This window comes from Brevundimonas sp. RM1, assembly GCF_052907225.1.
In genome coordinates this window covers 224,879-248,335 of the sequence record NZ_JBRERY010000002.1, presented here as the reverse complement: position 1 = coordinate 248,335, position 23,457 = coordinate 224,879, and the positions used below count along the sequence as shown (strand labels likewise).

The 23,457-nt window shown below is 69.1% G+C and carries 16 protein-coding genes; 3 read left to right on the top strand and 13 right to left on the bottom strand.

Annotated features, from left to right (window positions below; all coding sequences use genetic code 11):
* Nucleotides 1–27: 27 nt before the first annotated feature.
* Nucleotides 28–2,376, bottom strand: coding sequence for a sensor histidine kinase (locus ACU5AP_RS03150; RefSeq protein WP_373863215.1), 2,349 nt, complete (start codon nt 2,374–2,376; stop codon nt 28–30).
* Between the two features lie 131 nt (nt 2,377–2,507).
* Between ACU5AP_RS03150 and ACU5AP_RS03145 the strand changes: the two genes are divergently transcribed.
* Nucleotides 2,508–2,918, top strand: a complete 411-nt coding sequence (locus ACU5AP_RS03145) for a metallopeptidase family protein (RefSeq protein WP_003166506.1) — start codon at nt 2,508–2,510, stop codon at nt 2,916–2,918.
* A 26-nt stretch (nt 2,919–2,944) separates the two neighbouring features.
* On the opposite strand, the gene ACU5AP_RS03140 is transcribed toward ACU5AP_RS03145, so the two are convergent.
* The 7 genes from ACU5AP_RS03140 to ACU5AP_RS03110 all read right to left on the bottom strand — a co-directional run bounded on the left by ACU5AP_RS03140 (nt 2,945) and on the right by ACU5AP_RS03110 (nt 13,302).
* The gene (locus ACU5AP_RS03140; RefSeq protein WP_446680774.1) at nt 2,945–3,715 is read right to left on the bottom strand and encodes a class I SAM-dependent methyltransferase; all 771 of its coding nucleotides are present in this window, start codon (nt 3,713–3,715) and stop codon (nt 2,945–2,947) included.
* A gap of 4 nt (nt 3,716–3,719) precedes the next feature.
* Nucleotides 3,720–5,117: an RsmB/NOP family class I SAM-dependent RNA methyltransferase gene (locus tag ACU5AP_RS03135; RefSeq protein WP_128719163.1), complete on the bottom strand. Its 1,398-nt coding sequence runs from the start codon at nt 5,115–5,117 to the stop codon at nt 3,720–3,722.
* Nucleotides 5,114–7,081, bottom strand: a complete 1,968-nt coding sequence (locus ACU5AP_RS03130) for a potassium transporter Kup (RefSeq protein WP_003166508.1) — start codon at nt 7,079–7,081, stop codon at nt 5,114–5,116. The genes ACU5AP_RS03135 and ACU5AP_RS03130 overlap by 4 nt, the downstream gene beginning before the upstream one ends.
* Nucleotides 7,082–7,158: 77 nt before the next feature.
* Entirely contained in the window at nt 7,159–7,911 is a 753-nt protein-coding gene (locus tag ACU5AP_RS03125; protein WP_052748000.1) for a DUF1223 domain-containing protein, read from the bottom strand.
* A gap of 80 nt (nt 7,912–7,991) precedes the next feature.
* On the bottom strand, nt 7,992–10,196 hold the full coding sequence (locus ACU5AP_RS03120; protein ID WP_128719164.1) for a prolyl oligopeptidase family serine peptidase: 2,205 nt from the start codon (nt 10,194–10,196) through the stop codon (nt 7,992–7,994).
* A gap of 18 nt (nt 10,197–10,214) precedes the next feature.
* Nucleotides 10,215–12,386 carry a prolyl oligopeptidase family serine peptidase gene (locus ACU5AP_RS03115; RefSeq protein ID WP_128719165.1) on the bottom strand — a complete coding sequence of 724 codons (2,172 nt, stop codon included), beginning with the start codon at nt 12,384–12,386 and terminating at the stop codon, nt 10,215–10,217.
* A 112-nt stretch (nt 12,387–12,498) separates the two neighbouring features.
* Nucleotides 12,499–13,302 carry a potassium channel family protein gene (locus tag ACU5AP_RS03110; RefSeq protein ID WP_040346413.1) on the bottom strand — a complete coding sequence of 268 codons (804 nt, stop codon included), beginning with the start codon at nt 13,300–13,302 and terminating at the stop codon, nt 12,499–12,501.
* A 49-nt stretch (nt 13,303–13,351) separates the two neighbouring features.
* Between ACU5AP_RS03110 and dapF the strand changes: the two genes are divergently transcribed.
* Both dapF and ACU5AP_RS03100 read left to right on the top strand, forming a co-directional pair.
* Nucleotides 13,352–14,239: a diaminopimelate epimerase gene (gene dapF, locus ACU5AP_RS03105; protein WP_223850634.1), complete on the top strand. Its 888-nt coding sequence runs from the start codon at nt 13,352–13,354 to the stop codon at nt 14,237–14,239.
* A 100-nt stretch (nt 14,240–14,339) separates the two neighbouring features.
* On the top strand, nt 14,340–16,619 hold the full coding sequence (locus ACU5AP_RS03100) for an NADP-dependent malic enzyme (RefSeq protein ID WP_003166513.1): 2,280 nt from the start codon (nt 14,340–14,342) through the stop codon (nt 16,617–16,619).
* Nucleotides 16,620–16,683: 64 nt separating this feature from the next.
* Here the strand turns inward: ACU5AP_RS03100 and ACU5AP_RS03095 are convergent, their stop codons facing one another.
* The 5 genes from ACU5AP_RS03095 to gshB form a co-directional block, all read right to left on the bottom strand.
* Entirely contained in the window at nt 16,684–18,363 is a 1,680-nt protein-coding gene (locus ACU5AP_RS03095) for a muropeptide MFS transporter (RefSeq protein WP_040346414.1), read from the bottom strand.
* Between the two features lie 54 nt (nt 18,364–18,417).
* Nucleotides 18,418–20,001 carry a response regulator gene (locus ACU5AP_RS03090; protein ID WP_446680773.1) on the bottom strand — a complete coding sequence of 528 codons (1,584 nt, stop codon included), beginning with the start codon at nt 19,999–20,001 and terminating at the stop codon, nt 18,418–18,420.
* A 23-nt stretch (nt 20,002–20,024) separates the two neighbouring features.
* Complete coding sequence (locus tag ACU5AP_RS03085) at nt 20,025–21,635, bottom strand: YifB family Mg chelatase-like AAA ATPase (protein WP_446680772.1); 1,611 nt, start codon at nt 21,633–21,635, stop codon at nt 20,025–20,027.
* Between the two features lie 66 nt (nt 21,636–21,701).
* The gene (locus ACU5AP_RS03080; RefSeq protein WP_446680771.1) at nt 21,702–22,406 is read right to left on the bottom strand and encodes a hypothetical protein; all 705 of its coding nucleotides are present in this window, start codon (nt 22,404–22,406) and stop codon (nt 21,702–21,704) included.
* 27 nt (nt 22,407–22,433) lie between these two features.
* Nucleotides 22,434–23,384, bottom strand: a complete 951-nt coding sequence (gene gshB / locus ACU5AP_RS03075) for a glutathione synthase (protein ID WP_446680770.1) — start codon at nt 23,382–23,384, stop codon at nt 22,434–22,436.
* Between the last annotated feature and the right edge of the window lie 73 nt (nt 23,385–23,457).

The following is a 23,457-nucleotide window of genomic DNA, read 5'->3' as shown; positions in this document are numbered from 1 at the left end:
CCCTCTAGCACGACTGGGCGGTTCAGATCAGCCCAGCAGCAATTCCGGCGCGGCGGTCGGCGCCGTCGCCTCGACCGGCAGGTGCAGGATGAAGGCCGCGCCCTTGCCCGGTTCCGACTGAACCTCGGCCCAGCCGCCGTGCAGCTCGACCAGGGCCTTGACCAGCGCCAGGGCCACGCCCGGCCCGCCGCGCTCGCGCCGCACGAAGCGATCGAAGACGTGGGCCTGCAGGTGATAGGGGATGCCCCGGCCGGTGTCCTCGACGCGGATGCGGACCTCGCCCGGCCCCGCCTCGGCGGTCAGGCTGACCGCGCCGCCTTCGGACACCGCGCGGCAGGCGTTCTCCAGCAGGTGATCGACCGCCTGGGCGATGCGGCGGGCGTCGGCGCGGATCGGCTTCAGCCCCGTCGGACAGGCCAGATGAAGCGCGGCGCCGCGGCCCTCGACCTTGGCCCTGATCTTTTCCGCCGCCTCGTCCAGCAAGTCGCAGACCCGCACGTCGCCCAGCGTCAGCTCCATCTCGCCGGCGTCGATCTGCGCCATGTCCAGCACGTCGTCGATGGAGCGCGCCAGATGGCTGGCCGCCACGCGGATGGCGCCCGCGTGCTGGCGGCTGCGCTCGGGCAGGTCGCCCATCGCCTCCAGCAGTTCGGAATAGCCGACGATGGTCGTCAGCGGGGTGCGCAGTTCATAGGAGACGCTGCCGACGAACTCGCGTTTCAGAGCCTGGCTCTCGGCCAGGGCGGCCTCCTTGGCGGCCAGGGCCTGCTCCAGCTCACGCCGGGCCGTCACGTCGAAGAAGGCGACCAGGGTGGCGCCGTCGGGCAGGGGGCGCGTCTGCCAGGCGGCGATGCGGCCGTCCTCGGTGCGGCCCTCGCCGGAGATGGCCACGCGGCTTTCGGGATCAGGATCGGCCACCCGCGCCTTCAGCCCCAGCCACAGGGCGGCGTCGGGCAGGACCGGGCGGCACAGGGCGGCCACGGCGTCGAAGTCGCCCGCCTCCATCAGTCGCTCGCCCGCCACGCCCCAGAAGGTCTCGAAGGCTTCGTTGTGCAGCCGCAGTCGTCCGTCCGAGCCGAACACGGCCACGGCATCGTTCAGCTTGTCCAGCGTCGCGCGCTGGACCTGAATCTGGGCGTTGTAGCGGCTGCGCAGCTGCAGCTCGCCAGTAATGTCCGAGAAGATCAACAGAATGCCGCCCAGCGGGTGCGGCTGTCGCACCACCCGCAGCGTCCGCCCGTCGGGCAGGGACCAGCTGTCGTCCGGCGAGGCTTGGGCGGCGCCGTAGAAGTCCAGCTCCTCGGCCTTCCACGCCGCATAGTCGACGACTTCGGGCAGCAGGCGCTTCTGACGCAGGCGATCCAGCAGTTCGGCGTGGGTGGGACGCTCGTCCAGCCACGCCGGATCGACCCCGAACAGCGACTGGAAGGCGGTGTTGTGGAAGGCCAGCCGCTTGGACGGGCCGAAGATGGCCACGGCGTCGGCCAGGTGGTTCAGCGTCTCGTCATGGGCCTCGACGTGGCGACGCAGGGTGTCGCGCGTCTCTTCGGCCTCGGTCATCTCGATGGCGAAGGCGATGACGGCGCCCCGCCCGCCGGCCAGCGGCTCGGCCAGGATCTTCCACGCCCGGCGCCGCCCGCCCGCCGTGGTCCAGCGGAAGCCTTCCTGACGCGCGTTCAGGCGCAGGGCCTCGGCCACCACGGCGTCAGCGCCCCGGTCGAAGCTCAAGGTCCGACTGCGCGCCTCGTCCAGCGTCTCGGCGCCCGTCTCCAGCAGCCAGGCGCTGTTGGCCCAGATCAGATGGCCCGCCCCGTCGACTACCCAGGTCGGCGCGGGGGATTGCTCGGCCAGCGCGCCCGGCCCGGCCTCGCCGCCCGTGTCGGGACCGCCCAGGCGCGACAGCCGCAGCCAGGCCCCGCCGCCGTGCGGCCGCCCTTCGACGGCCCAGGTTCCGTCAGAAGTCTCCAGCAGGGTCTCGAACGCCTCTCCGGCGCCGATCAGGGCCTCCATACGGCCGGTGTGCGATTGTTTGAGCGCAGACAGGACGGCTTCGGCGGCCCCCGCCGCGTCCTGGCCCGGAGCCAAGGCCGCCAGCACGTCCGACGCGCCGAAGACGGTCTCGATCTCGCCGTCAGGCCCCAGGCCCAGGCGCACGTCGTCGAACGCCATAAGGGCGGTCGCTCCCGCCTCCGCCTGCATCCGGGCGCCCGCAAGGCCGTCCTCGACCTCGACCGCGCGCGCGACCAGCCGGGCGCGCAGGCGCCAGGCCCAGACGCTGACCGCCAGCGCCAGCCCCGCCGCCCCCGCCGTGGCCGCAAAGGCGATGTCGGCCGCGAGATCCGCCTCGGCCATGCCTTCCCCAGAAAATCGATCCATGTCCGGCCGCCCTTCAGGACAGGCCGATTCGCCGTTTACCATACTCTGATTGGGCGAATTGCGATGCGGCCCATGCACGCGCGGCCGCCTCTGCGATTGCGGCCCGACGCGGCGCGGGCGATATCCCCGACATGACCACGCCCTGGACCGACCAGCTCGCCCCCTCGCTCGACGATTTCGCCCGCCTGGCCGAACAGGCCTTCGCCGGCCTGCCCGACCTGTTTCGCCAGGCGGCCGGAGACGTCGTCATCCGCGTCGACGACTTCGCCGACGAAGAGATCCTGCGTGATCTGGAGATCGAAGACCCGTTCGAGTTGACCGGCCTCTATTCCGGCGTCCACATCGGCGAACGCGACGCCATGGGTCCGGCGCCGGAGCCGTCGCGCGTCTTCCTCTACCGCCGCCCCATCCTCGACGAATGGTGCGAGCGCGGCGACGTCGGCCTGGCCGAGATCATAGCCCACGTCCTGATCCACGAAATCGGCCACCACCTGGGCCTGGACGACGACCAGATCCACGCCATCGAGGACGACGAGGACTGAGGACGACGTCGGTCCGACTTGCGATGTTACGAAGGACGCCGCGCCTCGAAGGTGATGACGCCATCCTCGCGTCGCGGGAGCCGCCCGTGCTCGTAGCCCCCGGAGACGATGACGTCGACGAAACCCGCCGCACCCAACGCCAGCCGCATCTCCTCGACGCTCCACCAGCGTAGGGCGAACAGCTCCAGCTCCGATGCGCTCAGACGACCGTCCGTCCAAAGATCATAGCGAAGATGCGAAACGACAGTCTGGTTCAGCAGATCGGAATCGATACGCTCCTCGGCGAGGGTCAGCAGGTCGCCGTTCGCATCGGTCCAGCGCCGCGTCGGTCCCGGCGGCGCTAAGACAGCGGAGACGGGATCAGGGTCGAGGATCAGACGGCCGCCCGGCTGCAGATGGTCATGGAAGCGCTTGAGCGCGGCCAGACCTTCCTGGGCCGTGGCGATCAGCTGGAATGAGCCGGCGGGAAGAACGACCGCGCCAAAAGGCGTCGCATAGAAGAAGTCGTCGAAGCGGGCCACAGACAACTCCGCCCTCAGACCTCGCGCCTCGCACGCCGCCCGACACAGGTCCAACATGGCCGCAGAGGCGTCGAAACCCGTGACGTCGAACCCGGCCTCGAGCAGAGGGACCAGCACGCGACCGGAACCGACCGCCGGCTCCAGCACGGGTCCGTCGCAGATTTCCAACCGGCGCGTATAGAATTCCACGTCGCCGAAGGATCGGCCGATCGGCTTGTCCAGATCATAGACCCGCGCCGCCAGACCGGCGTAGCGATTGCAAAGATTCGCGTTCATCGGCCTAGTCCGCGATCCGCTCCAGCTTGGCGGCGAAGAAGCCGTCCAGCCCGCCCCTCTCGGCCCACTGCGAGGGCAGGATGCGCAGCCAGCCCTCGGGCGTCAGCGCCTCGTCCGGAGCGCCGACTTCGGCGGGAACAGCGGCGACGGTGCGGAAGGCCGGGTTGCGGCGCAGGAAGGCGATGACCTGCGTCTCGCCCTCTTCGCGTTCCAGCGAGCAGACGCAATAGACCAGACGGCCGCCCGGCTTCACCTTCTCGGCGGCCGCGTCCAGCAGGCGATGCTGCACATCGGCCAGCTTGGCCACGTCGGCGGGGCGGGTGGCGCGCAGAACTTCGGGGTTGCGGCGATAGGTGCCGGTGGCCGTGCAGGGCGCGTCCAACAGAACCGCATCGAACGTGCGGTCATCTTCCCAGTCCTCAGCCGGGACGGCGACGACCTCGGCCTTGAGCTTCATGCGCTCGAAATTCTGGCGCAGACGTTTCAGACGCGTTTCGGAGCGGTCCAGAGCGACGACCTCGGCCCCGGCGGCGGCCAGTTGCAGCGTCTTTCCGCCCGGCGCGGCGCACAGGTCCAGCGCCGTCTCGCCCGCCTTGACGGCCAGCAGGCGGGCGGGGACAGCCGCGGCCGCGTCCTGGACCCACCAGTCGCCGGCCTCGAAACCAGGCCAGGAAGCGACATCGCCGCGCTTGCCGGTGCGGACCGTGCCGCCGGGCAGGGCTTCGCCCTCGACCGACGCCGCCAATTCAGCCGGGTCGACGCCGGGCTTGGCGGTCAGGTCCGTCGCAGGCTCATCGCGCGTGGCCAGGGCCAGACCGATCAGGGCCGCCTCGCCATAGGTCGCCTTCCAGCGCTGGGCCAGCCAGTCGGGCAGGTTGGATTCGGCGGTCGTCAAGCCGGGGCCGTCGCGGCCGACGCCGCGCAGCACGGCGTTGACCAGATTCTTGTACGGCCGCGTCTTGGCGTCGCGCTCGGCCAGCTTCACCGCCGTAGACACTGCGGCGAAGGCGGGCGTCTCCAGCACCAGGGTCTGGGCCAGGGCGACGCGCAGGATGGTCATGACCGCCAGCGGCGGCGCCTTCTGCAGGCGACGCTCCAGGATCTGGTCGATCTCGCCCAGACGGCGCAGGGCCGCCATGGCGACGGCGCGGGCGAAGGCCCGATCCTGAGGCGGCAGGTCGCGCGCGGGCGATTGCGACAGGGCCTCGTCCAGACCCGTGCGCTTCTCCAGCGCCGCGTTCAGAAGGACGCCCGCCACCAACCGCGCCTCGACGCCGATGTCGGCGTGCGGATCGTCCGCGACGGGCTGCCGGGTCGATTCACGACGCGGCCCGCGCGCCTTTTCGGCGATGCGGCGGCCGCGCGCGGCGGAGCTTCTGCCCTTGGGCGCGCCCCCGCTCACACCGACACCTGGGTGCCGAGCTCGACCACGCGGCCGGGCGGAATGCGGAAGAAGTCGGTCGGATTGGCGGCGTTACGCATCAGGAAGATAAACAGCTTGTCCTGCCACAGAGGCATGCCCTGGCGGGCGGAAGGAACGACCGAGCGACGGCCCAGGAAGAAGCTGGTCGACATGATGTCGAACTTCAGCCCCTGCTTGCGACACAGACCCAGGGCGCGCGGCACGTTCGGCGTCTCCATATAGCCGAAGGTCAGGGTCAGGCGCTTGAAATCATCGCTGATCGGCTCGACCGCCACCCTTTGCAGGTCCGGCACGCGCGGCCGGTCCGAGGTGTGAACCGTCAGGATGATGTTCTTCTCGTGCAGCACCTTGTTGTGCTTGAGGTTGTGCATCAGGGCCACGGGCGCGACGTCCGGATCGGAGGTCAGGAAGATGGCCGTGCCCGGCGCCCGATGCGGCGGACGGGCGCGCAGCATCTCGATCAGGTCGTTCAGCGGCAGGCTGTCCTTGCGCGTCTTGTCGGCCAGGATCTGGGAGCCGCGCACCCAGGTCCACATCAGCATGACCAAGCCCCCGCCCAGCACCAGAGGCATCCACGCGCCCGCCGGAATCTTCAGCAGGTTGGAGGTCAGGAAGACCGCGTCGATGAAGCCGAACGGCACCAGCGTCAGCAGGATGGCCCACCACGACCACTTCCACTTGTGACGCACGACGGTGAAGGCCATCAGGGTGTTGACCATCATGGTCCCCGTCACCGCCACGCCATAGGCGGCCGTTAGGTTGTGCGACGACTGGAAGCTGACCAGAACGAACAGCACCCCGACGAGCAGCAGGCTGTTGATCGCCGGGACATAGATCTGACCGGCCTGAGTCTCGGAGGTGTTGCGGATGTCGATACGCGGCAACAGGCCCAGCTGGACCGCCTGCTGCGTGACCGAGAAGGCGCCCGTGATCATCGCCTGGCTGGCGATCACCGTGGCCGCCGTGGCCAGGATCAGCATGGGCCAATAGGCCAGCTGCGGCACCATGTTCCAGAAGGGATTGTCCGCCGCGCCGGGGTGCGACAGCAGGAAGGCGCCCTGGCCCAGGTAGCAGAGCGTCAGGCACGGCAAGACGATGAACAGCCAGCTCTGGCGGATCGGCGCCTTGCCGAAATGGCCCATGTCCGCATACAGCGCCTCGGCCCCGGTGACGGCCAGGAAGACGCTGCCCAGGATGACGAAACCGAGGAAGCCGTCGGCGATCAGCAGCTTGATCCCATAGTAGGGCGACAGGGCCTTCAGGATCGACAGGTCGTCGAAGATATGGACCACGCCCAGCAGGCCCAGCGACAGGAACCAGATCAGGGTGATGGGGCCGAAGAATTTGGCCAGCCCCGCCGTGCCGCGCGACTGCACCAGGAAGAGGGCGATCAGGATGCCCGCCGCCAGCGGCAGGATGAAGGGGTCCAACCGCCCGTTCAGGCCGGGCGCCTCCTGCAGGCCCTCGACCGCCGACAGGACCGAGATGGCGGGCGTGATGACGCCGTCGGAGTAGAACAGGGCCGCGCCGCAGACGCCCAGGACGAACAGCCAGGCGCTGCGTCGACCGATGGCGTGCTGGGCCAGGGCCATTAGCGACAGGGTGCCGCCCTCGCCCTTGTTGTCGGCCCGCATCAGGAACATGACGTATTTGAACGTCACGACGACCATCAGCGCCCAGAAGGCCAGCGACACCACGCCGATGATCGCCAGGTCGCCGCCGACGCCCTTCTGGGCGTGGGCCGTCGCCTCGCGCAGGGCGTAGATCGGGCTGGTGCCGATGTCGCCGAAGACCACGCCGATGGCGCCCAGGATCAGGGCGCGGTGACTGGCCTTGCCTCCGCCATGGCCGTGCGCCCCGCCGGAAGGCGGAGTCTGGGCGTTCGCAGAAGATGAGGCGTTGGCGGTTGGCGCGGCGTCGCCGCGGGGCGTATCCCCGACCATGCAATGTTCTCCGGGTCGCGCGAGGAGGCGCGCGCCCATCAAGAGCGGCGGGCCTTTAGACCTTTTCCGTCAGCGGTTCAATCGCGCCCCGTTTCCGGACGCGCAGCGGACGACAGGATGCGACGATCGTCCTTGGCCTGCAACAGCACCACCACCCCTTCATCGATCCCTGCGTCCTGGGGCAGGGGGAACAGCACGGGCCGGCCGTTCCAGTCGCCCAGACGGCGCACCTCGCGCACCACATTGACGTGGGTCACGGCCCGGCCGCGGTTGTCGCCGCCCTTGACCTCGACCGTCTGTTGGCCCGGCCGATAGACGACGGCGACGACCTCAGCCCCGCCGCGCGGCGGGCGGCCCGAACCGATGCCGACCCGGTCGCCGGTTTCGCGGAACTCGATCTCGGGCGGCCAGCCCCGGCCCTGCGCCTCGGCCTCGACCGCCGCCTTCAGCTCCGGTGAGCGCGCGCCCGAGACATGTCGACGTCCGTCGATCACCACCTGCGGCGTCGAGACGTTCCGCAACTTCAAGGCTTGACGATAGGCGCGCTGGCGCTCGGCGAACTCGGGCCGGGCGAAGGTGTCGGACCAGCCAAGATAGTCCCAGTAGTCGACGCCGTAGGTCAGGACGATCACGCCTGGATCCTGGGCCACCGTCTCGACCGTGCGGTTGGCGTCGGGACAGCCCGAGCAGCCCTGGGCGGTGAACAGTTCGACCACCACCGGCTGGACCGGGGCGTCGCGCTCGCGCGACGGCGCGGCGGCGACGGCCAGCAGACCCACGCCCGCGACCGCCGCCGTCATCCCGTACCTGAACAGGCCCCGTGCCATCATGGCGGCGATCCTATCCCTTCGGCCCGATAACGCCGCTCATAAATGCGTGAGCGGCGCGTCGGGCGCGACGAGCGGTACAATCAGTCCATCAGTTGCTGGCTGAGATAAACGTAATGCCGCGCCCAGCGTCGGGCGTTGGCGACCGGATCGGCGTCGTTGGAGTGACCGCCCGCCGTGTCCTCGAAATAGAGGTGGTCGTGGCCCTGGTCGCCCAGACGCGCCGCGAACTTGCGGGCGTGGCCGGGGTGCACCCGGTCATCGCGCGTGTTGGTGGTGATGTAGACGCGCGGATACTTCACCTCGGGCCGCAGCTGCTGATAAGCCGAGTAGCGGGCGATGAATTCGGCGTCGCCCGGAATGCGCGGATCGCCGTATTCGCCCATCCACGAGGCGCCCGCCGGCAGCTCCTGATAGCGCAGCATGTCGATCAGCGGGCTTTCGATGACCGCCGCATTGAACAGCTCCGGATGCTGGGTGATGGACACCGAGGTCAGCACCCCGCCGTTCGAGCGGCCGTAGATGCCCAGATGGCGCGGGCTGGTGATGCGCCGCTGCTCCAGATCGCGGGCGACGGCGGCGAAGTCGTCGAAGGCGCGCTGGCGGTTCTCGCGCAGGGCCGCCTGGTGCCAGCCGGGCCCGAACTCGCCGCCGCCGCGGATGTTGGCCTGGACGAAGACGCCGCCGTTCTCGAGCCACAGCTTGCCCATCTCGGGCTTGTAGGCGGGCGGGAAGCTGGCCTGGAAGCCGCCATAGCCGAACAGGATGGTCGGGCCGGTCCCGTCCATCGCCAGATTCTTGGGCCGGGTGACGAAATAGGGAATCTTCGTCCCGTCGGTCGAGGTCGCCTCGAACTGCTCGACCACATGGGTCGAGGCGTCGAACTTGGCCGGGGCCGATTTCAGCTCGCTCAGGACGCCGGTGGCGACATCGGCCAGGCTGAGGGTCGGCGGCGTCAGGAAGCCTTGCGTCGAGACGAAGACCTGGCCCTTGGCCTTGGAACTGTCGCCCAGGCCCACGGCGCTGTTGGCGGGCACTGCGATGTCAGTCGCGGTCCAGCCGTCAGCCGTCGGAACGAAACGCTTCAGCGTGCCTACGACATTGTCGGCGATGACGGCGACGATGCTGTCCTCGAATACGCTGACGTTCTGCAGGGACTGACGCGCGCCCGGGGCGAAGATGGTCGCCGTCTTCGCGTCGATGCGGATGCTCTGGCGCACGTCGCCCAGCACGCCCATCGGCATGGCGACCAGAGACCCGGCGGCATAATCCTGACCGTCGAAGCTCCACGCCTGTTCGGGCGAGAAGATCAGCTTGTCGCCCAGCACGCCCTGAACCGCCACGCGCTCTGGCAGGTTGAGCCTGTAGGGCTTGCCGTCGGAGCCCAAAGCCCAGATTTCCGACCGGAAGGTGTCCAGCGGGCGGCTGAACAGCACGGCCTCGACCGCGCCCGCCTTGTCGCGGAACACCATGGGAGAGACGCCGTAGCCGCCGTCGCCCTGCTGGCCGCGATAGACCTCGGTCGCGTGGGCCAGCGGATGGCCGCGCGTCAGAGATTTGACGATGAAGGGATAGCCCGACTCCGTCAGGCTGCCGGGACCGAAGTCGGTGGCGATCAACAGGGTGTCGCGGTCCAGCCAGCTGATGCGGTGCTTGCCCTCGAGGATGACGAAGCCGCCGTCCACGAACCGCTTGGTCGTCAGGTCGAACTCGCGCACCGTCACGGCGTCCTTGCCGCCGTCCGACAGGTTGATCAGGCAGCGAGTCTCGTCCGGCGCCAGGCAGTTGGCGCCCTTGAACACCCAGTCCTTGCCCTCGGCCTTGGCCAGGGCGTCGATGTCCAGCAGCGTCTCCCACTGCGGCTGGGCCGTGCGATAGCTCGCCAGCGTCGTGCGGCGCCAGACGCCCTTGGGATTGGCCGCATCCTGCCAGAAATTCCCCAGGCCTTCGCCCAGGAAGCTGACGCCGGGGATGCGGTCGGTCGCGGTCAGGATGGCCTCGGCCTGCTGACGGAACGGCTCATAGCGGCGGTCGCCGGTCAGGGCCGCCAGGGCCTTTTCGTTCGAGGCGGCGACGAAGGCGCGGGCCTCGGCGCCGTCCACCTCTTCCAGCGCCAGATGGTCGTCGGCGGCCTTGACCCCCTCGGGCGACAGGTCGCGCGGGAAGTGCGGCGGCGGATTGGTCGCGGACGCGGCGGCGGGATCGGGCGCGACGCTCTCAGCTAGAGCGGGTGCGGCGGCCAGCATCAGGGCGGGCAGGGCGACGGACAGCAACAGGGACTTCATCATGATCTCGGGCTCCGTCGGTTACCGCTGGGCCGGCTGATCCATCAGCCGACGGGTCAAATAGGTGTATTCCAGCGCAATGCGGCGGGCCGTCTCGCGCAGGTTGGCGCCGGCCGCGTGGCCGCCGTCGACGTTTTCATAGAAGAGCACCGGATAGCCCAACGCCTCCATCCGCGCCGCCGCCTTGCGGGCGTGGCCGGGGTGGACGCGGTCGTCCTTGGTCGAGGTGTGGATGAAGACTTCCGGATAGGGCTGGCCCGCCGACAGCTTCTGATAGGGCGAATACTGCTCGATCCAGGCGCGCTGCTCCGGGATGTCCGGGTTGCCGTATTCGCCGATCCACGAGGCGCCGGCCAGCAGCTTGTGGAAGCGCAGCATGTCGAACAGGGGCACCTGGATGACCGCCGCGTTGATCAGGTCCGGGCGCTGGGTCAGCATGGCGCCCATGAAGAGGCCGCCCTGCGAGCCGCCCATGATCCCGAGGTGCGGCTGAGAGGTGACGCCGCGCGTGATCAGATCCTGAGCCACGGCCTGGAAGTCCTCGTGCGCGCGCTGGCGGTTCTCCTGCTGGGCCGCCTGGTGCCACTTCGGGCCGAACTCGCCGCCGCCGCGGGTGTTGGCGATCACATAGACGCCGCCGCGCTCCAGCCACAGCTTGCCGACCGTCGGCGAATAGCCGGGCAGCAACGACGACTGGAAGCCGCCGTAGCCGTACAGCAGCGTCGGGTTCGAGCCGTCCAACGCCATGGCGTCCTTGTGGACGACGAAATAGGGGATCATCGTCCCGTCTGCGCTGCGCGCCTCGAACTGATCGACGCGCATGCCGCTGGCGTCGAACTTGTCCGGCAGGGCCTTGGTCAGGGCGACCGCGCCGGTCGCCGCATCGGCCAGATACAGGCTGGACGGGTTCAGATAGCCGGTGACGCTGACGAAGATCTTGTCGTCGCGCTCCGACGCCGAGCCGACGCCGACCGAAACGTTCTGCGGCAGGTCCAGGCGCGTGCGGCTCCAGTCGGCCGGGTCATAGACGTAGACCGAGCCGCGCACGTTCTCGTACAGGGCGACGACCAGCTTGTTGCGGGTGGCGTTGACGCCCTCGATCGCCTCGCGCTCGCCGGGACGGATCACCAGTTGCGCCGGGGTCTTGGGATCGGCCAGCCAGGCCTGCAGGTTCCAGGCGATGACATCGCCGGTCTTGAAGTCCTGGCCCGAGGGCGCGGTCCAGTCCTGGTCCGTCGTCACCACCAGCTGGCCGGCGACCAGGGCGTTGATGTTGGACTTGAGCGGCAGTTCCAGCCTGGTCGTCGAGCCGTCGGCGTTCAGACGCCAGGTCTCGCTCTCATAGAAGTTGATCCCCCGGTTCAGCAGCACCGCCTGCACCACGCCGTCGGCGTCGCGCAGGGTGTAGCCCGAAACCGAGACGTCGGTCTGCTGACCGGCGAAAACTTCGACCGCCTGATCGACGCTCTGGCCGCGCTTCATCAGACGCACCGTGCGCGGATAGCCCGAGTCCGTTAGCGAGCCCTCGCCGAAGTCGCGCGAGATCAGCAGGGTGTCCCTGTCGATCCAGCTGGCGCCGCCCTTGGATTCCGGCAGGCTGATGCCGCCCTCCACAAAGGTTTTCGTGACGCTGTCGAACTCGCGGACCGTCACCGCGTCCTTGCCGCCGTTCGACAGGGAGATCAGGCAGTAACGCTCGTCCGGCGGCAGGCAGGACGCGCCTTTATAGACCCAGTTAGCGCCCTCGGCCGCCGACAAGGCGTCGATGTCCAGGATGGTCTCCCACTGCGGCGCGTCGGTGCGGTAGGAGTCCAGCGTCGTGCGGCGCCAGATGCCGCGCACATGCTCAGCGTCCTGCCAGAAGTTGTCGACATGGCCGTCATGGGTGAAGCCCGGCGAGGGGATGCGGTCGCGCGACTGCACCAGGTCCAGCGCCTGCTGGTGCAGGCCCTCATAGCGCGGATCGCCCTGCAGCACGCCCAAAGAGGTCTCGTTGTGCGCCTTGACCCACGCCATGGCGCGTTCGCCCTCGACCTCCTCCAGCCAGATGTAGGGGTCGGTCGCGTCGCTGGCGGCGAAGCCCGGAGCCGTCGAGGCGGCGCTTGCGGAAACTGTGGCTTGGGCCATGGCGACGGGTGCGGCTCCGGCGACGAGAAGAAGGGCGGCGACGGACGCCAGCGAGCGGATGGTCATTATGTGTCCCCCAACGGACGAATGTTTTCGCGCGGCACCTTGGCGAGGGCGAGGGCGGGGGGCAAGCGTCTGTAATCTTACAGACTTGTAATCTTTCGCCGCAGGGCGCGCCTCAGTCGCCGTCGTCGGGGATGCACAAAATCTGGCCGCAGGCCTTGCAGTGAACGGCGTCGGGATCGTGCTTCTGAAGCCCGCAGGTGGGGCAGGGGAACTTGACCTTGTGCGGCCGGATCAGGGTCTGGGCCAGGCGGATGAACAGGGTGATGCCCACCAGCATGACGACGATGGAGATGACCCGCCCCCAATTGCCCGGCAGGGTGATGTCCCCAAAGCCCGTCGTCGTCAGGGTGGCGACGGTGAAATAGAGGGCGTCCAGATAGCCGTTGATGTGCTCGGCCTTGCCCCTGAAATAGGCGTAGACGAAGCCGGTCACGACGAAGACGAAGGTGACCAGGGCGGTCAGGGCCCGTGTGACCTCCTCGACCCGCGTGTCGTCGAAGCGGCGGCCGATGGTGCGCCAGAACAGGTCGCTGTTCAGCAGGCTCCAGAACCGCAGCAGCCGCAGGAAGCCCAGATTGGCCAACCAGGCCGGGAACAACAGCGTCGCCAGAACGAACAGATCGACCCAGACGATCGGCCGCTTCAACCACGACCGGATGTCGGAATAGGCATAGGCCCGCGCCGCCAGATCCAGCCCCAGAACGGCGGCGATCAGATAGTCCAAGACATAGAAGGCCCAGCCCGCCTCCTTCAGGATCGGCGTGGCCAGGAAGAAGCCGATGATGGCCAGGTCGATGACGATGACCATTAGGCGGAACTTCACCGCCGCCGGCTGGGAGCCGTGATAGAGGTAGCGCAGGCGCGCCCTCAGCCGCAGCCCGTCGGATTTGGCGGTTTGGCTCTGGTCAGACGTCATCGCCGCCACCGATACATGAACCGGCGAAAAATCCTATATGAAGGCGATCATGAGCCAGCCCGCCCGACCCTACATCCGCATGAACGGCGCCGGAAACGCCTTCATCGTCGTCCAGGCCTTCGAAGAACCCTTCCACCCGACCGAGGATCAGGTGCGCGCCCTGGCCGATCCGGCGACGGGTCTGGGCGGTTTCGACCAGTTGATCGGCGTCGAGCCGTCCGAGACGGCCGACGCCTTCATGCGGGTCTGGAACGCCGACGGCTCCATGGTCGAGACCTGCGGCAACGCCCTGCGCTGCGTCGGCTGGCTGCTGCTGCAGGCGACCGACAAGGAAGAGGTGGTCATCGACACCCTGGGCGGACCGACCACGGCGCGCCGGGCGGCGGGCCGCGTCGGCTCTGGAGACCCCGAAGGATCGACGGCCGCGACCCATCAAGTCACCGTGGACATGGGCGCGCCGCGCCTCGACTGGTCCCAGGTGCCGCTGTCGGAAGACATGGACACGCGCGGCATCGAGCTTCAGGTCGGACCGATCGACGCCCCCGTGCTGCACACGCCGGGCGCGGTGTCGATGGGCAATCCCCACGTCGTCTTCTTCACCGACCGGCTGGACGACGCCTTCGTGCGCGGCTCCGGCTCCCTGGTCGAGCACCACCCCCTGTTCCCCGAGGGGGTCAACGTCGGCTTCGCTGACGTGCTGGCCCGCGATCACATTCGGTTGCGGGTGTGGGAACGCGGAGCGGGCCTGACCCTGGCCTGCGGCACCGGCGCCTGCGCGGCCCTGGTCGCCTCGGCGCGGCGCGGCCTGACCGACCGAAAGGCCGCCGTGACGGTCGACGGCGGCGAACTGACCATCGACTGGGACGAGGCGTCCGGCCACGTTTTCATGACCGGCCCGGTCGAGGTCGAAGGGACCGGCTTCCTGCCTGCCGCGTGACGGAGAAACCACGCAATCGGCCTTGACCCAGCGTCAGCGGTTGTCCCCGCCCATCCCACGATCTAGGAACGAAATGCGCCTGCCCCTTCCCGAGATCGAAATGCCCGAATTGACCGATAAACAGACCTTCTCCGACGACGACGCTCTGGAGTTCCACAGCGATCCGACGCCGGGCAAGATCTCCATGGCCCCGACCAAGCCGATGGCGACCCAGCGCGACCTGTCGCTGGCCTATTCGCCGGGCGTGGCCGTGCCGGTCCTGGCCATCGCCGCCGATGCGGACAAGGCCTACGACTACACCGCCAAGGGCAACATGGTCGCCGTCATCTCGAACGGCACCGCCATCCTGGGCCTGGGCAACCTGGGCCACATGGCGTCCAAGCCGGTGATGGAAGGCAAGTCGGTGCTGTTCAAGCGCTTCGCCGACGTCGACAGCTTCGACGTCGAGGTGAAGACCACCGATCCGGATGAATTCGTCACCGTGGTTAAGAACATCGGCGACACCTGGGGCGGCATCAACCTGGAGGACATCAAGTCCCCCGAATGCTTCGAGATCGAAGCCCAGTTGCAGGATCTGCTGGACATCCCCGTCTTCCACGACGACCAGCACGGCACCGCCATCATCTCGACCGCCGGCCTGATCAACGCCGCCCATATCGTCGGCAAGAAGCTGGAAGACCTCAAGGTCGTCCTGTCGGGCGCCGGCGCAGCGGGCCTGTCGTCCATCGCCCTGATGAAGGCCGCCGGCGTCAAGGCCGAGAACACCGTCATCTGCGACCGTCAGGGCGTGATCTACAAGGGCCGCGACAACGTCTCCCAATGGCAGGCGGCGCACGCCACCGACACGCCGCTGCGCACCCTGGCCGAGGCCATGGTCGGCGCCGACGTGGTGCTGGGCCTGTCGGCCAAGGGCGCGATCTCCAAGGAGATGGTCGCCTCCATGGCGCCCAATCCGATCATCTTCGCCATGGCCAACCCGGACCCCGAGATCACGCCGGAAGACGTCAAGTCGGTGCGCTCGGACGCCATCATCGCCACCGGCCGCTCGGACTATGTGAACCAGGTCAACAACGTCCTGGCCTTCCCCTATCTGTTCCGCGGCGCGCTGGACGTGCGCGCGCGTCAGATCAACCACGAGATGAAGATCGCCTGCGCCCACGCCCTGGCGGCGCTGGCCCGCGAAGACGTGCCGGACGAAGTCGCCGCCGCCTATCGCGGCCGCAAGCTGAAGTTCGGCCCTGAATACATCATCCCCACCCCGTTCGACCCGCGCCTGATCTGGTACATCCCGCCCTTCATCGCCCAGACGGCGATGGACACCGGCGTGGCGCGCAAGCCGATCAAGGACATGGAGGCCTATCGCATCGCCCTGCGCCAGCGGGTCGATCCGTCCGCCGCCCTGATGCAGAAGATCCAGGCCAGCGTGCGCTCGGGTCCGAAGCAGCGCGTCGTCTTCGCCGAGGGCGAGGAACAGGTCGTCATCCGCGCCGCATGGGCCTTCAAGCAGGCGGATCTGGGCACGCCGATCCTGGTCGGCCGCGAGGAGTTGATCCGCCACAACGCCGCCGAAGCCGGTCTGAACTTCGACGAATTGGGCATTCAGATCATGAACGCCCGCGTGTCGGATCGAAACGCCGAATACGTCGACTGGCTGTACGCCCGCCTGCAGCGTCGCGGCTATCTGCGCCGCGACGTCCAGCGCATGATCAACCAGGACCGCAACTACTTCGCCGCCGCCATGGTCGCGCGCGGCGAGGCGGACTGCATGGTCACCGGCGTGACCCGCAACTTCAACATGGCCCTGAAGGAGGTCCGCCGCGTCCTGGACGTCACGGACCGGATGATCGGCCTGTCGATCCTGCTGGCCAAGGGCCGCACCCTGTTCGTGGCCGACACCTCGATCCACGAACTGCCCAACGCCGCCGAATTGGCTGAGATCGCGGTCAAGGCCGCCGCCACGGTCAAGAAGCTCGGCCGCAAAGCGCGCGTGGCCTTCCTCAGCTACTCGACCTTCGGCGACCCGCCCGGCGATCGCGGCGAGAAGGTGCGCGAGGCCATCCGCATCCTGGACTCGATGGACGTCGACTTCGAGTACGAGGGCGAGATGCCGCCGGCTCTGGCGCTGAATTCCGAAGCCCGCGCCAACTATCCCTTCATGCGCCTGACCGGCGACGCCAACGTCCTGGTCATGCCGGCCATCCATTCGGCGGCCATCTCGACCCGCCTGGTCCAGTCTCTGGGCGGCGCCACGGTGATCGGCCCCCTGCTGGTCGGCCTGGAGAAGTCGGTGCAGATCGTGCCCCTGGGCGCCTCGGTCGGCGAGATCATCACCGCCGCCACCTTCGCCGCCTACGCCGAGGGCGTGGAAGTCGAGGACTGATCCTCCGCTTGATCACGACGACCTCGAGAGGCGGCCTGAAGGCCGCCTCTTTGCGTTTCCGCCCCTAGGCGTCGAGGTTGAGACGGCGGCGCTCCATCGTCTGGCGGCCCCATTCCATCGCACAGAAGACCACCGCCACCACGCCCAGCCAGGCGGCGATGACGAACATGGCGGCATAACCCTGGCGTTCGATCAGTTCGCCCAGGGCCCCGCGCCCCAGGGTGCCGATCAGCAGGGCCAAGGAGGTGAAGACGGCGAACTGCACCGCCCCGAACATCTTGTTCGACAGGGCCGACAGATAGGCGACGAAGGCCGCGCCCGCGAAGCCGCCGGCGATGTTCTCGCCCGCGATGGCCAACATCAGCCGCGCCAGGGGCTCGCCCACGCCGAAGGCGCCGAACAGCTTGTAGAGGCCGGTCGCGCTCATGAAGGCGCCGATCACCGGCGCCCCCAGAGCTAGGTCCATCATCAGCAGATTGGTCGCGGCCGACAGGGCCGCGCCCAGCAGAAGGCTGGCCATCCGGCCGATGACCAGCAGCGCCCATCCGCCCAGGGCGATGCCGACGATGGTCATGACCACGCCGAAGGTCTTGGACGCCAGGGCGATCTCGGTCTTGGTGTGGCCCAGCGCCCCGCCCGTGTCCCCCATGTAGAAGGGGAAGGCGAACGGGCCCCAGACGCCGTCCGTGATGCGGTAGGTCAGGATCAGCCCCAGCACGATCACCGCGCCCCAGCCCAGGCGTCCCATCAGCTCGACCAGCGGCGCCAGGATGGCGTCATACAGGGTGTTGGCGAGCGCCGGCCCCTGATCGGCCTCGGACGCCGCCCCCGCCTTGCCCCCGCGCCAGACGATGATCCCGGCCAGCACGGCGGGCAGGATCACCGCCATGCCGACGATCCACGGTCCCCAGACGGCGGTGAACTCTCCGGCGCTGGGCGCAGGCTTGACGGTCAGAGCCGTGACCATGAAGCGCACCAGCATGAAGGCCGCCCAGGCCCAGGCGGCCAGGGTGACGACCAGGGCGGTCATCCGCAGACGCGGCGAGCCGATGCGTTCGCGGGCGATGGCGGCGCGCGGCGCCGCCTTGGGCTCGGGTGCGATCAGCGTGCCCAGAACGCCCAGACCCATCAGTCCCGCGCCGATGACGAAGGTCGTCGACCAGCCCAGTTGATCGGCCAGAACCAGGGCGCCCGCCCCGCCGACCAGGGCCGCCGTGCGGAAGCCCAGCTGATAGACCGTCGACAGCAGGTCCACCGGGGTCCGCTCGTCCGCCACCTCGATCCGCCAGGTGTCGATGACGATGTCCTGGGTCGCCGAGGCGAAGGCGCCCAGGGCCGCGGCGCCCGCCAGCACCACGATGGCCCCCGTTCCCGGATGCGACAGGGAGATGGTCAAAAGCGCGCCCGCCAGCACGATCTGGCACAGGATCAGCCACGACCGACGTCGGCCCATCCGGCCGATCACCGGCGGCGTCAGTCCGACCGCGGGCGACCACAGGAATTTGAAGGCCCCGAACAGCCCGACCCACGACAGGACGCCGATCGTCGCCACCGATACGCCCGCGTCGGACAGCCAGGCGTTCAGAGTGCCGAACAGCATGGCGAAGGGCAGACCGGCCGAGAAGCCGAGCAGCAACATGGCCAGGGTGCGCCGCTCGCGGAACGCCGCCTTGAGCACGCCCAGCCCTTTGGGCGACGGCTGCAGCGCCGCGACCTCGGAAGCGGGCGTCTTGGAATCGGTCATGCGTGGCTCCGGCGGGGCGCCGCCGGGCGATACGGACGACGGACTACTGGCAGATCAGGAAACGGCGACCTTGGCGCGGTTGGCGGCGTTCGTCCAGCGGGCCAGGACGACGCGCAGGGCGTCCGCCTCCAACGGCTTGGCCAGATGATCGTCCATTCCCGCCTCGAGACAGGCGACGCGATCCTCGGCGAAGGCGTTGGCGGTCAGGGCGATGATCGGCGTCTGATCCCCGCGCGCCCGCAGCGCCCGCGCCGCGCTCGGTCCGTCCAGGCGCGGCATCCGCATGTCCATAAACACCAGATCGAAGCGCGCCGCCTTCAGGGCGTCCAGCGCCTCCTGGCCGTCAGCGGCGGTCTGGACCACGCAGCCCTCGCGCCGCAGCAGGGTCTTGGCCAAAAGAGCGCCGACCGGATTGTCCTCGACCAGCAGCACCCGCACGCCCTTGAAGGCCACATGGGCCACGCGATCGTCGTCGCCGGATCGGACCGGCGGCGTGGGCAGACCCCGGCGCGGCGCGGCGGCCGCCCTGACGCGCTCGGCCAGAGACTCGCGGCGCAAGGGCTTGATCAGATAGCCGCAGAAGCCCGCCGCCCGATAGCGGCTGATCAGGTCGCGTTCGGATGGGCGCAGCAGGATGATGGCCTGACCCTGGCCCGGTCGAACAGCCAGGGCTCCGCCTTCGGCGCCTGCATGATCGATCAGGGTCACCCCGGCCTGGCGCGCCACCCGGCCGCCCGAGGCCTCGATCTGATCGGTCGCCGCCCGGCGCACGAAGGGGTTCGGCGAACGGACCGCCACGACCAGCCCGTCCAGCAGGCGCGTGCGCGCCTCGGCGTCGGCCGCGACGGGAAACTCGGCTTCAAAGCGAAACCGGGCGCCGGGACCGTCCGGCCGGTCCTCGACCACGGCGTCGCCGTCCATGGCGCGGGCCAGCCGCCGCACCACCGCCAGACCCAGACCCGCCCCGTCGAACCGGGCGGCGTCCGAGACATCGGCGTGACCGAATTCTTCAAAGATGCGGCCGCGCGCCGCTTCGGGCACGCCGGGGCCGGTGTCGTCGACGATGAAGGCCAGGCGCACAGGCGCCCCTTCCATGCGTTCGCCGACCGCCTCAACCGCCAGGCGCACCCCGCCTCGGTCGGTGAACTTCACCGCATTGCCCGCCAGGTTGAACAGAATCTGCCGCAAGCGGCCCTCGTCGGCGACGACGTCCGGGGCGTCGGCGGCCACCGACCAAACGATCTCCAGCCCCTTGTCGTGCGCGCGGGGGCTCAGCAATTCGGCCACGCCGCGCACCAAGCCCTCCAGCTCGACCGGCGCCGGATCGAACTCCAGCGCCTCAGCCTCCAGCCGGGCGTAGTCCAGCAGGTCGTTGACCAGGCCCAACAGATGCTCGGCCGACTTCTGCGCGGCCTCCGCATAGGCGCGCTGGGCGCCGTCCAGACGGGTGCGCGACAACAGGCCCAGCATGCCGATCACCCCGTTCAGGGGCGTGCGCATCTCATGGCTCATCAGCCGCAGGAACTGGTGCTCGGGCGAGGCGCCGTCTTCAGGCGTCGACGTCGCAGCCTGCCCCACTTCGGGCGCGGCAGGGAAAAGGTCGCTCTGCGGCGACGGCTTGCGACGGGTCTGTCCCATAAGGCCACGCTAGGGCCGAGGGGTTAATTCCAGACGAACGGCGTTTGTCCCGCCCCGCCTTCCTGCACGGGAAACAACGCGCGGCGACTGGCCTGGCGGTCGAAGTCCTCATGGGCGCCGACCGTGCTGCGTCGATACATCAGCGCCTCGGCCACATGGCGGCGCAGCACGCCGTCCGCGCCGTCCAGATCGGCGATGGTGCGCGCCAGACGCAGGGTGCGGGTCCAGCCGCGCGCGGTCAGCCCGCCGGCCTCGCCCGCCTTCATCAACAGCGCGCGCCCCGCCTGATCCGGGGCGGCGAACCGTTCCAGCGCCTCGCCCGAGGCCCTGGCGTTGAGCGCTTGCATTCCCGTCAGCCCCGCCTCGACCATGCGGGCCTCCTGCATCTGCATGGCGGCGGCGACGCGGGCGGCGGCCTCGGCCGTGCCTTCGACCGGAGCGGGCAGGATCATGTCGGCCGCCGTCACCGCCGGGGTCTCCACCGTCAGGTCGATGCGGTCGAACATCGGGCCGGAGATGCGGTTCTGATAATCCTTCTGGCAGCGCGGAGCCTTGCCGCAGGCGCCGCGCCCCGGCCCGCCCACGCCGCAGCGACAGGGGTTCATCGCCGCCACCAGTTGGAACCGCGCCGGATAGCGGACATGGGCGTTGGCCCGCGCCACCACGATCTCGCCCGTCTCCAGCGGCTGGCGCAGGCTGTCCAGCGCCTGGGGCGAGTACTCGGGCAGTTCATCAAGGAACAGCACGCCGTTGTGCGCCAGCGAGGCCTCGCCCGGCTTGGCCTTCAGCCCGCCGCCCGTCAGGGCCGCCATCGACGCCGAATGATGCGGCGCTCTGAACGGCCGTTCGCGCGTCAGGCCTCCGCGTTCGATCAGGCCCGCCACCGACCAAACCATCGACGTCTCCAGCCGCTCCATCGGCGTCAACGGCGGCAGCAAGCCCGGCAGACGCGCCGCCATCATCGACTTGCCCGACCCCGGCGGGCCGACGAACAACAGATTGTGGCCCCCGGCGGCGGCGATCTCCAGCGCCCGCTTGGCGCCCTCCTGCCCCTTGACCTCGCGCAGGTCGGGCACGGCGCGCCCCTCCAGCACCGGCCCCGGTTGAGGCGGGCGCAGCACCTGGGTTCCGCGAAAGTGGTTGATCAGGCCGATCAAGGAGCGCGGCGCCAGCAGCCGCGCCTCGCCCGCCCAGGCCGCCTCCGGCCCGTTGGCCTCGGGACAGATGAGACCCAGCCCCATGGCGTTCACCGCCATCGCCGCAGGCAGGGTTCCGCCCACCGCAGCGATCTGACCGTCCAGACCCAGTTCGCCTACCGCCGCCCAGCCGTCCAGAACGTCCGGCCCGATCACCCCCATGGAGGCCAGCAGGGCCAGGGCGATGGGCAGATCGAAATGACTGCCTTCCTTGGGCAGATCGGCGGGGGCCAGGTTGGCGATCACCTTCTTGGCCGGCAGCGCCAGGCCGATGCCCGCAAAGGCGCCGCGCACCCGTTCGCGGCTTTCGGCCACCGCCTTGTCCGGCAGGCCGACGATGGCGAAGGCCCCGGCGGGCGAACCGACCTGCTGCACTTCGACATCGACCCGGCGCGCGTCGACGCCGTCGAAAGCCACCGTCACCACCCGCGCGACCATGCCGTTCCCTCCCGCAGCCAAGAGAACAAATCACGAACCAATCAACACTGCAAGAGCATTGTTCGTTCAGTTCGTCGGCAGATCGGCCTCCGGCGCGATGGTGTGGACCACCTGCCCCTCGGCGTTCAGGAACTGGATGGCGCCGAAGCCTTCCTCGGTCACGGTCAGGCGCAGGCGCGGCTTGTCGTTCCTGTCCGACAGGGCGACGGCGGGCGTCCCGTCGGCGGCCAGCGACAGGCGCATCCGCGTCGGCGTCTGCACGCCGGGAACCAGCGCCCCGCCCAACCCCGGCTCGCGCACCAGCGGCGGCGCCTGGTTGAAGACGAAGCTGACCGATCCGTCTGGCGACACCCGCCAGCCGACGGCGTCCATCGCCGGATGATCCAGCGCCAGCACGGCCATGCCGCCCTCGACGTCGGCCGTGCCGAAGCCGCCGCGCTCGCTGCCCTTGTCGTCGTAGAGGATCAGACCGGCAACGTTGAAGGCGCGCTTATATTGAACGCCGTCGATGATCGGCGGCGGGGTCGCGCCCGACAGGGTCATGCGGATGGTCCCGTCGGCGTCGACGATATCGATGCGCCGGGCGCTGATACGGTCATGGTCCGGCGTCTCGATCCGGGTCTGCGGCGTGCGGGTCTCGATGATCCGCTCCAGCACCTCTAGCGACGGGCGTTTCGGCTCCGCATTCGGCGATGCCTCCTGGGCGCCCGCCGGGCAGGCGATCGCCAGCGCCAGGACGACCAGCGCCCCGGCCTTGTTCAGTGCAGTCATTAAGGTTCCCTCCCGTGAAGCGCGGCGTCAGGCGGCCGCGCGTTTCCTTTGCTCGATGACCTCCCACATGCGCTCGGTCGCATCGACGCCGGCGAAGTTCAGCAACTGCTGGGCGCCGGTGGGGGAGGTGACGTTGATCTCGGTCAGATAGTCGCCGATCACGTCGATGCCGACGAAGATCAGGCCGCGCTCCTTCAGATAGGAGCCGATGGCGGCGCAGATCTCCCGGTCGCGCGGCGTCAGCTCGACGGGCGCCGCCGTGCCGCCGACGCGCAGGTTGGAGCGCACCTGGTCCTTGGCCGGAATGCGGTTGATGGCGCCGACCGGCTCGCCGTCGATCAGGATGATGCGCTTGTCGCCCGCCGAGACGGCCGGGATGAATTTCTGGATCACCAGCGGATCGCGCGACCCGGCGGCGTGGATCTCGATCAAGGCCTCCAGGTTCGGATCATCCGCCTTCAGCCGCACCACGCCCGACCCGGCCGCGCCGTGCAGGGGCTTGAGCACCACATCGCCATGACGGCGGTGGAAGTCGACCAGGGCCTCGGGGTCGGACGACACCAGGGTCGGCGGCTGGAGGCCGGGGAAGAGGGTGGCGATCAGCTTCTCGGGCGCTGAGCGCACCTCGGCCGGATCATTGACCACCAGGGTCTTGGGATGCACCCGCTCCAGCAGATAGGTGGCGGTGACATAGGCCATGTCGAACGGCGGATCCTGACGCATCAGGATGACGTCGACGTCCTCGGCCAGGTCCAGCCGCTGCTCGGGGCCGAAGTCGGCGTGGTTTCCCTGCTCGCGCCGCACCGTCACCGGACGGGCGCGGCAAAACAGGCGGCCGTCCTCCAGCGCCAGGGTGCGAAAGTCATAGACCCACAGCTTGTGGCCGCGCGCCTGCCCGGTCAGGGCCATCAGGAAGGTGGTGTCCGACTCGACGTTGACCGCCTCGAGCGGGTCCATCTGGATGGCGACCTTGAGCATGGGGTGTCCTTCTTTGTGGCGCTATCGCTCGCGCCGCGGGCGCTCGCTGCTTGAGCTGGTTTTTAGTGGCGCT